Consider the following 12,449-nt stretch of genomic DNA (forward strand, 5'->3'; position numbering starts at 1 on the left):
GGTCGACCGCCGCGCGCCAGCCGCCACCGCCGGTTTTGCGGCGGGGTGCGTCGTCGTAGTCCGCGCTCATCCGTTCGCGGGTGCGGTCGATGCGGCTGTTGGTGTCGTCGTGTGTGGGATCGGTCATCGCATTTCCTCCACCGGTTCGACACCCAGCACGGCAAGGCCGGACCGGATCGTGGTCGCGATCGACTCGACAAGCGCAACCTTGGCGCGCGTCACGTCCGGCGCGTCTTCCTGGAGGAAGCGCAGCGTGGTTTCGTCGCGGCCGCGATTCCACAGCGCGTGGAAGTCGCCCGCCAGATCCTGAAGATAGAACGCGACGCGATGCGGCTCGCGCGCTGTCGCGGCGGCTTCCACCACGCGGGGCCATTGGGCGATGCGCCGCAGCGTGTCGATTTCGGCATCACCCGCCAGCGTGGCCAGATCAACGCCTGCCAGTTGCGCCGGGCGCACCGCGTCGTCCCCCAGCAGGGCCGCCGCCGCGCGCAGCACCGACCGGCAGCGCGCATGGGCGTACTGGACGTAGAACACCGGGTTGTCGCGGGTCTGGGCCACGACCTGGTCGAGGTCGAATTCCATCTGCGCGTCCGCCTTGCGCGTCAGCATGGTGAAGCGCACCGCATCGCGCCCGACCTCGTCGATCAGGTCGCGCAGGGTCACGAACGTGCCGGCGCGCTTGGACATGCGCACCGGCTCGCCATTGCGCACGATCCGCACGATCTGGCACAGCAGCACCGCCAGTTCCGACTGGCCGCCGACCAGGGCCGCCACCGCGGCCTTCATGCGCGAGACGTAACCGCCATGGTCCGCGCCCCACACGTCGATCATCAATGCCGCACCGCGCGCCGCCTTGTCGGCATGATAGCCGATGTCGTTGGCGAAATAGGTGTTCGACCCGTCGGACTTGCGCAGCGGCCGGTCGATGTCGTCGCCGAATTCGGTCGAACGGAACAGGGTCTGCGGGCGCGCCTCCCAGTCCTCGGGCAGCTTGCCCTTGGGCGGCTCCAGCACACCTTCGTACAACAGGCCCATCTGGCCCAGCCGCGCGATCGCGCTGTCAGGCACGCCCTGCGCCAGGATCTTCGCCTCGCTGGTGAACACGTCGTGATGCACACCCAGCGCCGCCAGATCGTCGCGGATGGCGGCCATCATCATCTCGACCGCCGTCGTGCGCACGGTCTCGAGCCACACCTCGGGCGCGGCCACCCCGCCGCCGGGAGCGGCCAGCGACGTGCCGTGCCGTTCGGCCAGTGCCGCACCGACGGGGATCAGATAGTCGCCACGGTACTGAAGGCCGCCGGGCACCTGCGCCGCGTACGCCTCTTCATCAAGGGGCGAGCCGATGGCCTGGAGGTAGCGCCAGTAGGTCGCCCAGGCCAGGGCGATGACCTGCGCGCCCGCGTCGTTGATGTAATATTCCTTGGTGACCGCGAAGCCGGCCTTGATCATCAGGTTGGCCAGCGCGTCGCCGACCACGGCGCCACGGCAATGGCCGACATGCATCGGCCCGGTCGGGTTGGCGGAGACGTACTCGACGTTCACCGGCTGCTGGCCGCCGATCGTGCTGTCGCCGAACGACTCGCCCCGCGCAAGAACCGTCGGCACGAGGGCGCGGAATTCCTCCGCGGCGAGCGAGATGTTCACGAAGCCTGGGCCCGCCGGCTCGGCCCGGATCACGCCGGGCACGGCCGCCAGCACGGCCGCCAGTTCCCCGGCGATCTCGGCCGGTCGCCGCCGCGCGCTCTTGGCCAGCAAAAGCGCCGCGTTCGTCGCCATGTCGCCGTGCGCGGCCTCGCGCGTGGGTGTCAGTTCGATACGGGCCGCGATCTCGTCCGGCACGTCGGGGACGATCTGCCGGACAGCCTGAAGGACATGCGCGCGATAACGGGTGAACAGACAGTCAGACATAGGGCTCCGGGTCCCGGGACAGGAAAACGACAACACAAGGCGACCAGATAACACGCCGCGATGCGACAGGGGGATCACCCCGCGACGGAAAGATCCGTCAGGCGACGATATTCCTCCATCGCGAAGCGATCGGTCATGGAGGCGATATAATCCGCGACCACATGGCGCAAGCCCGCGGCATCCTGCGCGTCGGCCCGCGCGCGCCACAGGTCGGGCAGCAAGGTCGGCTCGTCGCTCAGAATCGTGAAGATCGCCTCGGTCACCTGCCGCGCCTTGCGCGTCATGCGGCGCACGCGCCAGTGGCGGTACATCCGCTCGTACAGAAAGGCGCGGATGGCCGCGTTGGCCGACGCGATCTCCGGGCTGAACCCCACCACGGGGGCGGCCGCGCGGCGGATGTCGTCGACCGAGGCGGGGGCGAGGGCATCCAGATTGCGCGCCGTCTGCGCGGTCAGGTCCGACGCCAGACGATCGATCACCCGGCGGACCGTCTCGTGCCGCAGGCGGTTCTGGGTGTCCTCGTTCACGGGGAGACGGATGCCCGCCCGGGCCTCGCGCAGCGCTTCGCCGACCAGCGGCAGGTCGGCCACGTCGTCCAGCGTCAGCAGGCCGGCGCGGAAACCGTCATCCATGTCATGGCCGTGATAGGCAATGTCGTCGGCCATTGCCGCGACCTGCGCCTCGGCCGAGGCATAGGTGTCGAGGTCAAGCGCGTGCTCCGCGTCATACGCCCGCAGGTAGGGCGAGGGCTTTTTGACCGGCCCGTTGTGCTTGGCCAGCCCCTCCAGCGTCTCGAACGTCAGGTTCAGGCCGTCGAACGCATGGTAGCGCCGTTCCAGCATCGTCACCAGCCGGATCGACTGCGTATTGTGATCGAAGCCGCCCCAGTCGCGCATCACGACCTTCAGCGCGTCCTCGCCCGCATGGCCGAAGGGTGTGTGGCCCAGGTCATGCGCCAGCGCCAGCGCCTCGGTCAGGTCCTCGTCCAGCCGCAGGGTGCGCGCGATGGACCGTGCGATCTGCGCGACTTCCAGCGAATGGGTCAGGCGCGTGCGAAAGAAATCGCCCTCGTGATTGATGAAGACCTGCGTCTTGTATTGCAGTGTCCGGAAGCCGGCCGAATGGATCACGCGATCGCGGTCGCGCTGCCATGGCGACCGGGTGACGGATTCCGCCTCGTCATGCAGACGGCCACGCGCCGTCGCGCGCTGCACGGCATAAGGGGCGAGACTCATGGACGGACCTCCGGTTTCGATCCCGACACTATAGACGGGCTTGCCCGCCCCCGCCATCGGCAGGGCCGCGCACTTACGCCACCTCGCACGCCGCAAGCTCATTGCCGTCCGGATCGCGAAAATGAAACCGCCGGCCACCGGGGAAGCTGAAGATCGGCTTTGTGATCACGCCGCCCGCCTGCGTCACGTCGCTCAGGCTGGCGTCCAGATCCGGCACCTCGATCACCACCAGCGGCACCGGCGGCGCCTCGGACGGATCGCCCTGCAGGCCGATATTGACCGCCTCGCCCCCCTCGCGCTGCGTGGCGGCATAGCTGGGGCCGAAGGCATGGAACGTCCAGCCGAAGACGGCGCTGTAGAACGCGCGGGCCGCGCGAAGATCGCGTGCGGGTATCTCGACGAAATGCGGTCTGTTCATGACAGAACTCCTGATTACGACCCGTGGAGAGGCACATCGGACATTAAAGCACTGAGCCGCCACGCGGATGCGGGTATCGGCACAGCAAAGCCTGATCGCCCGCGATCGTGATCATAACTGGCCTGACCCTTCGCACGCCGCGATGGGCGCGCTAGCGTTCAGCCGGATCATATGGTCCCGACAAGAAATAACAGGTGCCCACAATGCCCGATACAACGCCGCCCGCCTCCGTCACATCGCAGGCACGGGATGCCGCTTTCCGCAAAGTCACCCTGTTTCTGATCCCGTATATTTTCGTCTGCTACCTGTTTAATTACCTCGATCGCGTGAATGTCGGCTTCGGCAAGCTGCAGATGCTCGGGGCGCTCCACATGACCGAAACCCAGTACGGTCTGGCGGCCGGGATTTTCTTTCTGGGCTATATCCTGTGCGGATTGCCCAGCAATCTGATGCTCGTCCGGATCGGGGCGCGGCGGTGGCTGGCCATCATCATGGTCGCGTGGGGCACATTATCGACCGCGCTTCTTCTGGTGCATGACGCAACCAGCTTTTATGTCCTGCGCCTTCTGACCGGCGCGGCGGAGGCCGGCTTTTTCCCCGGCATGGTGCTTTATCTCACCCGCTGGTTCCCGGCCGAACGTCAGGGGCGGGCCCTGACGCTGTTCATGGCGGCGATCCCGCTGTCGGGCGTTCTCGGCGGCCCGCTGTCCGGCCTAATCCTCAGCCATTTCGATGGAAACGGCGGCCGTCTCGCGGCCTGGCAGTGGCTGTTCCTGCTGGAAGGGGTGCCGACCATACTGCTCGGCGTCGGCATGGCACTGTTCCTGCGCGACGATGCGGCCGACGTCGGCTGGCTGACCAACGCCGAGCGATCGGCATTGCAGGCGGCACTGGCAGAGGATCGCGCGCGCCGACCGCCGCGTGTCGTCGACCGTTTTGCCGACGTGGCGCGCACGCCCGCGATCTGGCAGCTGGGCGCGCTGTATTTCTGTCTTCAAAGCAGCGTCTACGCGATCAATTTTTGGCTGCCGACCATCATCCGTACGATCGGGTTCCACGACGCGAACACCATCGGCTGGCTCTCCGCCATCCCCTACGGCGCGGCGGGGCTGTTCATGGTGGTGGCCGGACGCTCGGCCGACCGACGGCGCGAGCGCCGGTGGCACCTGGCCGTGCCACTGCTGATGGCCGCGGGCGGCCTGACGCTGTCGGGGTTGTTTCACGACAGCGCCGTGCTTTCTATCGCAGGACTGTCGCTGGCGACGGCGGGGGCGCTGTCGGGCCTTCCGCTGTTCTGGCCACTGAGCAACGGCTATCTCAGCCCGGCGGCGGCGGCCGGTGGCGTCGCGCTGATCAACTCGCTTGGCCAGATGGCCGGTTTTCTCAGCCCCTATCTGGTCGGATGGATCAAGGATGCGACGGGCAGCACGGACGCGGCACTCTACGGCCTCGTGCTGCTCGCGCTGCTGGGGGTGGGCCTGACGCTCGCGATCCCGGCCGACAGGGTCAACCGGTAGCGCGCAACGCCATGCATGGGAGTGGTCAACGCGATGGTGGTCAGCCCGCGGGCGCGACCACCACCAGCTTGCGATTGACGAACTCCATGATCCCCAGATCGCCAAGCTCGCGGCCATAGCCCGACCGCTTGACGCCCCCGAACGGCAGTTCCGGCGCCGTGCTGGTCCACTGGTTGATGAAGACCATCCCCGTCTCGATCCGCGAAGCCAGCGCGCGTGCGCGCTTCTCGTCCTTCGAGAAGATCGATCCCCCCAGCCCGTAGCGCGAGTCGTTGGCCAGCACGACCAGTTCGTCGTCGTTGCGCACGACATAGACCTGCGCCACCGGGCCGAAGAACTCGGTACGGAACGCGGGGTTATCGCGATCGATGCCCGTCAGGATCGTCGGCTCGTAGAAGAAGCCCTGATGATCGGCCCGCTTGCCGCCGACCAGAACCTTGGCGCCGTGCTTGACGGCGTCTTTGACCTGTTCCTCGATGGTTTCAAGCGCGCGCCTGGACGACATCGGCTGGAACGTGGTGTCCTTGTCCAGCGGGTCGCCCATGCGGACCTTGGCGAACTCCGCCTTCAGCCCCTCAACGAACGATTCGGCCACACTCTCGTGCACGACGAAGCGCTTGGCGGCGGTGCACACCTGCCCGGCGTTGGACAGGCGGGCGACAGTGCCGATTTCGATCGCACGCGCCAGATCGGCATCGTCGAGCACGGCAAACACGTCCATGCCGCCCAGTTCCATGGTCGACTTCTTCAGCTGCTTCGCCGCCGTGGCGGCGACCGCCGTGCCCGCGCGCTCGGAGCCCGTCAGGGCAACGCCCTGCACGCGGTCATCACCGATCAGGGCTTCGACCTGATCCGGCGTGATGAACAGGTTGACGCAGGCGCCGTCTGGCGCGCCGGCGTCACGCACAAGGGACTCAAACAGCTCGGCGCACTGCGGCACACCCTCGGCGTGCTTGATCAGTACGGAATTACCGATGGCAAAGGCCGGCCCGACCACGCGGATCAGCTGGTAAAAGGGGAAGTTCCACGGCTCGACCGCGACGAGCGTCCCGATCGGCGCGTTCTCCACCCAGGCATCGCCCATCGACGTCTTGTATGGTGTGGGCTTGAGGAATTCATGCGCGTTGTCGGCGTAGTATCGTGCGATACCACCACACAGCTTCACTTCGTCCTTCGCGTCTTCAAGGCGCTTGCCCATGTCGATCGTGGCCGCGTGGGCCAGTTCCTCGGCGCGCATCTCGAACAGGTCGGCGATCTTCGACAATACCCTGGTCCGGTTCTCGAGCGGCCCCTGCCCCCATGTGGGCGAACGGAACGCGGCATCGGCACGTGCCAGCGCGTCGAACGCCTGCTGGTCGGTGTGGCCCGGATAGGTCTTCACTACCTGTTCGGTATACGGATTGACGGTCTGGTACGTCATGGGACTCTCCTTCGGTCGGATCGGCAATACGGGCGGTGAAGTGCGGGAGTTGACCGGATGTGACCTCCGGTCAGTTGCTACCGCGCGCGTGGCCCCGGGCATTTGCCCGGCCGCGTGCCCCCCTGCGGAGGCGGTTGTTGAACACCGTCGCGCTCCCAACGCCACGTCCGCCGGATCGTTCAAAAAAATTCCGCCGGCGCTCCAGACCCTCCGGGCTCAGAATGTCGCGCGTTCCCCGTCGTCACTACGCCACACCCCGGCACTGTCGAGGAAGATCCAGCGTCCGGTGCCGTGACCGGCCACCTGTCGCGCGTTGAGGCAGTCGTGGCACCACACGCGATCGCCTTCCGCGTGCGGTGCCGCACGGATGGCCGCCAGAACCGGCTTTGCCGACGTCGCGGCATAGGTCGACGCCGCCATCGTTCCCCGCACGACGGCATCTGTGTCGAACGTCGCACGGGCGGCAAAATCCGTCGTGCCATCGCCTTCCTGACACAGACCGGGATTGGCGTTGTTGCCGAGACCGCACCAGCCGCCAAAATGCTGTCCGTTGTAATTGAAGGCGATGCTGCCCATCGGCGAGCCGCCGATCAGCCCGCGTCGCCGATCCCGCGTGGCGTCGATCTGGCCGCCGATGCGCAGTTCATAGTCGCGCCAGTCCCCCGTCGCCGTCGCGTTGCGCAGCACCCACTGGCTCAGCAGCAGGGTGTTGTTGCTCGGCAAGGCGGAGGCGAAACTGGCCATGATGTGCGTGGCACCCGCCGTCCCGGGCCAAGGCGCGCCGTTACCGGGAATAAAGCTGGAATAGCCCTGGAATTCGAGGCCGTCGCCATACACCTGCGCGACATAGGCGCGCGGCAGACCCGGTCCGTTGACCAGATAAGCATAACTCTCGTCCGAGGCCGCGTCCGTTGCGCAGGGCAGGCACTGGTAGGACGTCGTCACCCCGTGAAACGACAGGCTGTGGGGCCGATCGAAGCGCGTCCCGCGAAAATCGACTTCGTTTCGCTCATACGCGTTGGCCACGGCCGTCGCGTGATCGCCGTAGATGCGGTCGCCATCGAACAGGATATAATTGTTTTCCGAAAACACCTTGGCCGGCACGCCGATAAACGCCATCGGACCAGGGTAACGCGACTTGGTGCGATCAAGCGTCCGAACATCGGGCACCTGGCCGGCCCGGTCACTCCCGCCCGGAACCGCCCATCCCCAGACACGCAGGTGCCGCTGATCCCACGACTTGAGAAACGCCCAGTAGGCGACGTTCGTCGGCACGCCATCGGGCCCGGTCGTAGGACGTGCCGGATCAATCGCGTTCGTCGCGATATACATGCCCGGATGGAGGACGGCCATCTGCTCGTCCGTCATCGGCTGCGCCAGGGTCAGACCGTCCGCGTCGAACGACGCGACAGCCGCCGTGATCCGCGCCGGGGCGTTTTCATCGAAATGATAGAAACCGGCGACGGCCAGATCCCCGTGCGCGACGGCGCCGGCACCCGCGCGATAGTCCAGACCCGACAGCGCAGCCTGCGCGCCCCCGCCGTCATACCCGTCGGACGTGGAGAACACGCACAGCGTACAGCCGGCGTTATAGTTCCCATATGGCTGCCCCACGATCGACAGGCCACGATGAACCGCCGTTCCCGCCGCATCGTAAAACCCGCCGATCGCCGCGGACTCATCGCCGAGCGTCAGGAACGCACCATTATCGTTAAACATGCGCGCGACTGGCAGGCGCAGCACTGGTCCGGCCGGGCTCTGGTAACGCCCCTCGACGAAGCCGTCGCCATCACGCACCATGCCGGAAGGCTCCGCCCCCGTCCGTCCCGACACGCTAGTCACCAGCAGCGCGATAACCCCGGCAACGACACCGCGCCGCACACCCCCACGCAATTTCTGCGCCATGCCCCTCACCCTTTCCCGGCTTTCCACCGCCCGACCGCTGCGCCCGCGGCCCAACGGTTGTGGCTGGACATATCCGCCGTGCGCTGCTTAAAGCGGGGCATGCCCTTATAGCTCAGTGGTAGAGCAACCGCCTTGTAAGCGGTAGGTCGTGGGTTCAAATCCTACTGGGGGCACCAGTATCCTTGTAAAATCAAGGACCTATTACTGCCTTTGGTGTAGTTTGGCGTAGTCACGAAGGCGTGAGAACAAAATCATACTGTCCGCAGTCGTGGGCGTCCGACCCGTGATGTCGAGATTGCAGCCGGTCTCATTGATCAGTTCTTGACCGTCTCCGGACTCCAGCGAGGGCGCCCCGGCCCGGCCACACGCGGCGGGAGACGTTCTGGGTACTGGCTCACCATCCGGCGAACAGTGCTCTCCTGATAGCGCAGGAAGTCAGCCAATTCGTTGCGTGGTCCACAGCCTCTCCCCCATCACTCGCCCTCTCCGCCCTGACGCGATGCCGGGCAATAGACTCATCACGCAGACGAACATGCAGAAATCACGCGAATCGCAGCTCGCACTGGCGATCCGGCGCGCAGTAATGTTTTGACAGCCCCCGTGTCCCACAATGTCGTGACCACGACTGAACATTCCTCCGAGACCGGTAGTTCAGCGCCGGCAGTCTCCATCGAAGTCCGGAAATTGATGGACGGCGAGGGACACGGTTTTAGTCGCCCACACCCTTTTTATCGGGATCGGTGTGTGATGGCGCGTCGCTGGCGGGGAAGGTCTCTTCCAGGCTTTCGTCCACCTCGTCCTCATTGCGTGTCTGATCGGGGGTGTTCTTCGTGTCGCTCATGTAAATCTCCTGCGGGGAAGCGACCTGTCGCCAGTCCACACAACGGCCCGAGCGACGGCACGGTTTCGGGGCGATCGGCGAAGACGGCTGTCACGTCTGCGGGAGAAGAGACGTTGTCCTCTCGACTTATCGACTGCATGTGGGAACTGTCGGAGCGCACTCCTTTGTCCCGCTAATAAACAAGAAAGATCGGGGATGGACATACACGAATATCAGGCCAAGGCACTGCTTGGCGCGCGTGGCGTAAAGGTGCCGCCAGGCCGGGTCGCGCGCTCGGCCGACGAGACCCGGCAGATTTTCCACGACCTCGGCGCGCCGCTGGGCGTCATCAAGGCGCAGATCCATGCCGGCGGGCGTGGCGCGGGCCATGTCCTTGGCGATCCGGAGCGGCGCGGCGGCGTGCGTCTGGTCCGCTCGCCGGACGAGGCCGAGGCCAATGCCCTGTCGATGCTCGATCACGTGCTGGTCACCAAGCAGACCGGTCCCGCCGGTCGGTGCGTGCGACGGCTGTATATGGAGGCCGGCTGCGCGATCGAGCGCGAACTGTATCTCTCGCTGCTGGTCGACCGGGCCCGGCGATGCCTGACGCTGGTCGCGTCGGAAGCCGGCGGCATGGCGATCGAGGATGTCGCGGCCGAGACACCCGAGCGCATCCTGACCGAAGCGATCGACCCGTTACTGGGATTCCAGCCGCATCAGGCCCGGGGTCTTGCCACGCGCCTTGGCCTGCGGGGCCGTTCGATCGCCGCGTTCGCACGACTGGTCGGCGGCGTGTACGACACGTTCGTCGACCTCGATGCCGCGATGATCGAGATCAACCCGCTGGTGGTAACGCCGGACGGCGATCTGATCGCGCTCGATGCGAAAATGAGTTTTGACGACAACGCCCTGTTCCGCCACCCGGAGCTCGAGGAACTGCGCGACCCCAACGAGGAAGACCCGCGCGAACAGGAAGCCTCGCGCCACGGCCTGTCCTATGTCGGCCTGGACGGCACGATCGGGTGCATGGTCAACGGGGCGGGCCTGGCGATGGCAACGATGGATCTGATCCATCTCGAGGGCGAAAAGCCGGCCAATTTCCTCGATGTCGGCGGGGGTGCCTCACGCGAACGGGTGACGGCGGCCTTTCGTATCCTGCTGGCCGATACGTCGGTCGAAGGTATTCTGGTCAACATCTTCGGCGGCATCATGCGATGCGACGTGATCGCCGAGGCCGTGATCGCCGCCAGCCGGGAGGTCGGGCTGTCCGTGCCGCTCGTCGTGCGTCTGGCCGGCACGAACGTCGACGAAGGGCTGACGATGCTTGCCGAGTCCGGCCTGCCGGTGCAGGTCGCCAGCGACCTTGGGGAAGCGGCGCGACTGGCGGTGGCCGCCGTGCGCGAACGGAGGAACGGCTGATGGCGATCCTAGTCAACCGCGACACACGCGTCATCACGCAGGGCTTTACCGGCGCGCAGGGCACGTTCCACGCCGAACAGGCCCTTGCCTATGGCACGCGCATGGTCGGCGGCGTCACACCCGGCAAGGGCGGCCAGACGCATCTGGGCCTGCCTGTGTTCGACACCGTCGCCGACGCCCGCAGCGCGACGGACGCGGACGCCAGCGTGATCTATGTCCCGCCCCCGGGCGCGGCGGATGCGATCCTCGAAGCGATAGCCGCCGAAATTCCGCTGATTGTGTGCATCACCGAAGGCATTCCCGTGTTGGACATGGTGCGTGTCCGCGCGGCACTGGACACGTCTTCCAGCCTGCTGATCGGTCCGAACTGCCCGGGCATCATCACCTCGGGCGAATGCAAGATCGGTATCATGCCCGGCGCGATCCATCAGCGCGGACAGGTGGGCATCGTGTCACGGTCCGGCACCCTGACCTACGAAGCCGTGGCGCAAACCACCGCCCTCGGACTTGGCCAGACGACCTGTGTGGGCATTGGAGGGGACCCTGTCAAAGGGCTGGATTTCATCGAGGTGCTGGAGCTGTTCCTGGCCGATCCGGAGACATCGTCGATCCTGCTGATCGGCGAGATCGGCGGAACATCCGAGCTTCTGGCCGCCGATTTCCTGAAGCACTCGCGCGTGAAGAAGCCGGTCGCGGGTTTCATCGCCGGCGCGACGGCCCCAGCGGGTCGGCGCATGGGTCACGCCGGAGCCGTGGTATCGGGCGGCGACGATACCGCCGCCGCCAAGATCGATGCCCTGCGCTCGGCCGGTGTCGCCGTCGCGGACAGTCCGGCCCGTATGGGCGAGGCATTGATGGGCGTGCTCTGATCGCGGCAGCCCGCAACGCGGCGCTGTCTATTTCAGGTACAGGTAAAACGGCAGACCGGCGAAGATCGTCCACGCCACCAGAAACACGTACGGGGCCTGATGGGCGAACAGCGCCCCTCTCTGGCCGCGTCGCATCATGTCGCGGGTCTCGTCCTCGTTCGGGGCGAGGGTGTAATCCATCAGGCACGGCATGCGATCGTGCAGGGCACGCTGCTTGCCCTCCCACTTGGCAATGGCCGCGTAACCGGCCCGGATGCCCGGGAGCGCCAGCACGAAGCCGAGCAGCGACAGCAGGGGCGGGATCAACAGCACCATGCTGTCCCCCCAGCGCTTGGTCGACCCCGTCATCGACGTGGCGTAGGCGATCACCAGAAACGCCTGCGATCCCAGAAGGGCCTGAAGACGGCCGTTGACGACCTCGCTCTCAAACCGGATTTCGGAGCGATAGAACGACAGCAGCTCGTTCGGTGTCGCGGCAGCCGGCACCGCGACGTCCGCGTCGCTCCGTGCGGTGGAAGCGTTCTCTGTCATCCGACTCCTTGGGGCGATCTGCACCCGAGGCTTGGCGTGCGATAACGACCACCACAGCGCGAAAGGGATAAGCGCCAGGACCCGCATCAGGTTCCGCACCCACACGGCACCGACGCGCGTGGGGCTTGCGTTCGCCCGAAGGCAGGCGCCACGTTACGCGGCTGTCCTGCTGCTCCGGGTTCCCGCCGCCATGCCGATCGACCGTTCCACCCTGCCTCACAGCCACGGGGCGCGCGCCAGCACGTCGGCGCTGTTTTTCGTGACGGGCGCGGTTGTTGCCGCGTGGGGCGTATTGGTGCCGTTCGTGCGCATGCGTGCCCATCTGGACCACAAGACACTGGGCGCCCTGCTGCTGTGCGTGGGCCTCGGAGCCCTGGCCGGCATGCCGGCGTCGGGACTGCTGG

At 66.4% G+C, this 12,449-nt stretch carries 10 protein-coding genes, 1 tRNA gene and 1 pseudogene; 5 read left to right on the forward strand and 7 right to left on the reverse strand.

Annotated elements, in window-relative coordinates; all coding sequences use genetic code 11:
- Positions 1-123 precede the first annotated feature (123 nt).
- The 3 genes from argS to HUK82_RS10605 all read right to left on the reverse strand — a co-directional run bounded on the left by argS (position 124) and on the right by HUK82_RS10605 (position 3,564).
- Positions 124-1,911: an arginine--tRNA ligase gene (gene argS, locus HUK82_RS10595; RefSeq protein ID WP_176613925.1), complete on the reverse strand. Its 1,788-nt coding sequence runs from the start codon at positions 1,909-1,911 to the stop codon at positions 124-126.
- 74 nt (positions 1,912-1,985) lie between these two features.
- On the reverse strand, positions 1,986-3,146 hold the full coding sequence (locus HUK82_RS10600) for a deoxyguanosinetriphosphate triphosphohydrolase (RefSeq protein WP_176613926.1): 1,161 nt from the start codon (positions 3,144-3,146) through the stop codon (positions 1,986-1,988).
- Positions 3,147-3,219: 73 nt separating this feature from the next.
- Positions 3,220-3,564, reverse strand: a complete 345-nt coding sequence (locus HUK82_RS10605; protein WP_176613927.1) for a VOC family protein — start codon at positions 3,562-3,564, stop codon at positions 3,220-3,222.
- A 203-nt stretch (positions 3,565-3,767) separates the two neighbouring features.
- Between HUK82_RS10605 and HUK82_RS10610 the strand changes: the two genes are divergently transcribed.
- Complete coding sequence (locus tag HUK82_RS10610; protein ID WP_176613928.1) at positions 3,768-5,081, forward strand: MFS transporter; 1,314 nt, start codon at positions 3,768-3,770, stop codon at positions 5,079-5,081.
- Positions 5,082-5,121: 40 nt separating this feature from the next.
- Here the strand turns inward: HUK82_RS10610 and HUK82_RS10615 are convergent, their stop codons facing one another.
- Positions 5,122-6,501 (reverse strand): NAD-dependent succinate-semialdehyde dehydrogenase, encoded by a 1,380-nt coding sequence (locus HUK82_RS10615; protein ID WP_176613929.1) that lies wholly within the window; start codon positions 6,499-6,501, stop codon positions 5,122-5,124.
- Positions 6,502-6,717: 216 nt separating this feature from the next.
- Positions 6,718-8,406, reverse strand: coding sequence for a hypothetical protein (locus HUK82_RS10620; RefSeq protein ID WP_176613930.1), 1,689 nt, complete (start codon positions 8,404-8,406; stop codon positions 6,718-6,720).
- A 101-nt stretch (positions 8,407-8,507) separates the two neighbouring features.
- Between HUK82_RS10620 and HUK82_RS10625 the strand changes: the two genes are divergently transcribed.
- Positions 8,508-8,582: transfer RNA gene (locus tag HUK82_RS10625), tRNA-Thr, on the forward strand.
- Positions 8,583-9,115: 533 nt separating this feature from the next.
- On the opposite strand, the gene HUK82_RS17455 is transcribed toward HUK82_RS10625, so the two are convergent.
- A complete protein-coding gene (locus HUK82_RS17455) occupies positions 9,116-9,247 on the reverse strand; it encodes a hypothetical protein (RefSeq protein ID WP_256127001.1) in 132 nt (43 codons plus the stop codon).
- 195 nt (positions 9,248-9,442) lie between these two features.
- Here HUK82_RS17455 and sucC point away from each other — a divergent pair, with 195 nt between their 5' ends.
- Positions 9,443-10,645, forward strand: a complete 1,203-nt coding sequence (sucC, locus tag HUK82_RS10630; RefSeq protein WP_176613931.1) for an ADP-forming succinate--CoA ligase subunit beta — start codon at positions 9,443-9,445, stop codon at positions 10,643-10,645.
- The gene (sucD, locus tag HUK82_RS10635; protein ID WP_176613932.1) at positions 10,645-11,514 is read left to right on the forward strand and encodes a succinate--CoA ligase subunit alpha; all 870 of its coding nucleotides are present in this window, start codon (positions 10,645-10,647) and stop codon (positions 11,512-11,514) included. Before sucC ends, sucD begins: the two co-directional genes overlap by 1 nt.
- Positions 11,515-11,541: 27 nt before the next feature.
- Here the strand turns inward: sucD and HUK82_RS10640 are convergent, their stop codons facing one another.
- Positions 11,542-12,045 carry a hypothetical protein gene (locus HUK82_RS10640; RefSeq protein WP_176613933.1) on the reverse strand — a complete coding sequence of 168 codons (504 nt, stop codon included), beginning with the start codon at positions 12,043-12,045 and terminating at the stop codon, positions 11,542-11,544.
- 118 nt (positions 12,046-12,163) lie between these two features.
- Between HUK82_RS10640 and HUK82_RS10645 the strand changes: the two are divergent.
- Positions 12,164-12,449, forward strand: a pseudogene (locus HUK82_RS10645) (hypothetical protein); the annotation flags it as partial.

This window comes from Ameyamaea chiangmaiensis, assembly GCF_013376175.1.
Lineage (GTDB): Bacteria > Pseudomonadota > Alphaproteobacteria > Acetobacterales > Acetobacteraceae > Ameyamaea > Ameyamaea chiangmaiensis.

Excerpts from the sequence above, each read along its gene's own strand:
- HUK82_RS10610 (WP_176613928.1), top strand. The coding sequence starts at position 3,768 with ATGCCCGATACAACGCCGCCCGCCTCCGTCACATCGCAGGCACGGGAT.
- HUK82_RS10615 (WP_176613929.1), bottom strand. The coding sequence starts at position 6,501 with ATGACGTACCAGACCGTCAATCCGTATACCGAACAGGTAGTGAAGACC.
- sucD (WP_176613932.1), top strand. The coding sequence starts at position 10,645 with ATGGCGATCCTAGTCAACCGCGACACACGCGTCATCACGCAGGGCTTT.
- HUK82_RS10600 (WP_176613926.1), bottom strand. The coding sequence starts at position 3,146 with ATGAGTCTCGCCCCTTATGCCGTGCAGCGCGCGACGGCGCGTGGCCGT.
- HUK82_RS17455 (WP_256127001.1), bottom strand. The coding sequence starts at position 9,247 with ATGAGCGACACGAAGAACACCCCCGATCAGACACGCAATGAGGACGAG.
- argS (WP_176613925.1), bottom strand. The coding sequence starts at position 1,911 with ATGTCTGACTGTCTGTTCACCCGTTATCGCGCGCATGTCCTTCAGGCT.
- HUK82_RS10640 (WP_176613933.1), bottom strand. The coding sequence starts at position 12,045 with ATGACAGAGAACGCTTCCACCGCACGGAGCGACGCGGACGTCGCGGTG.
- sucC (WP_176613931.1), top strand. The coding sequence starts at position 9,443 with ATGGACATACACGAATATCAGGCCAAGGCACTGCTTGGCGCGCGTGGC.
- HUK82_RS10620 (WP_176613930.1), bottom strand. The coding sequence starts at position 8,406 with ATGGCGCAGAAATTGCGTGGGGGTGTGCGGCGCGGTGTCGTTGCCGGG.
- HUK82_RS10605 (WP_176613927.1), bottom strand. The coding sequence starts at position 3,564 with ATGAACAGACCGCATTTCGTCGAGATACCCGCACGCGATCTTCGCGCG.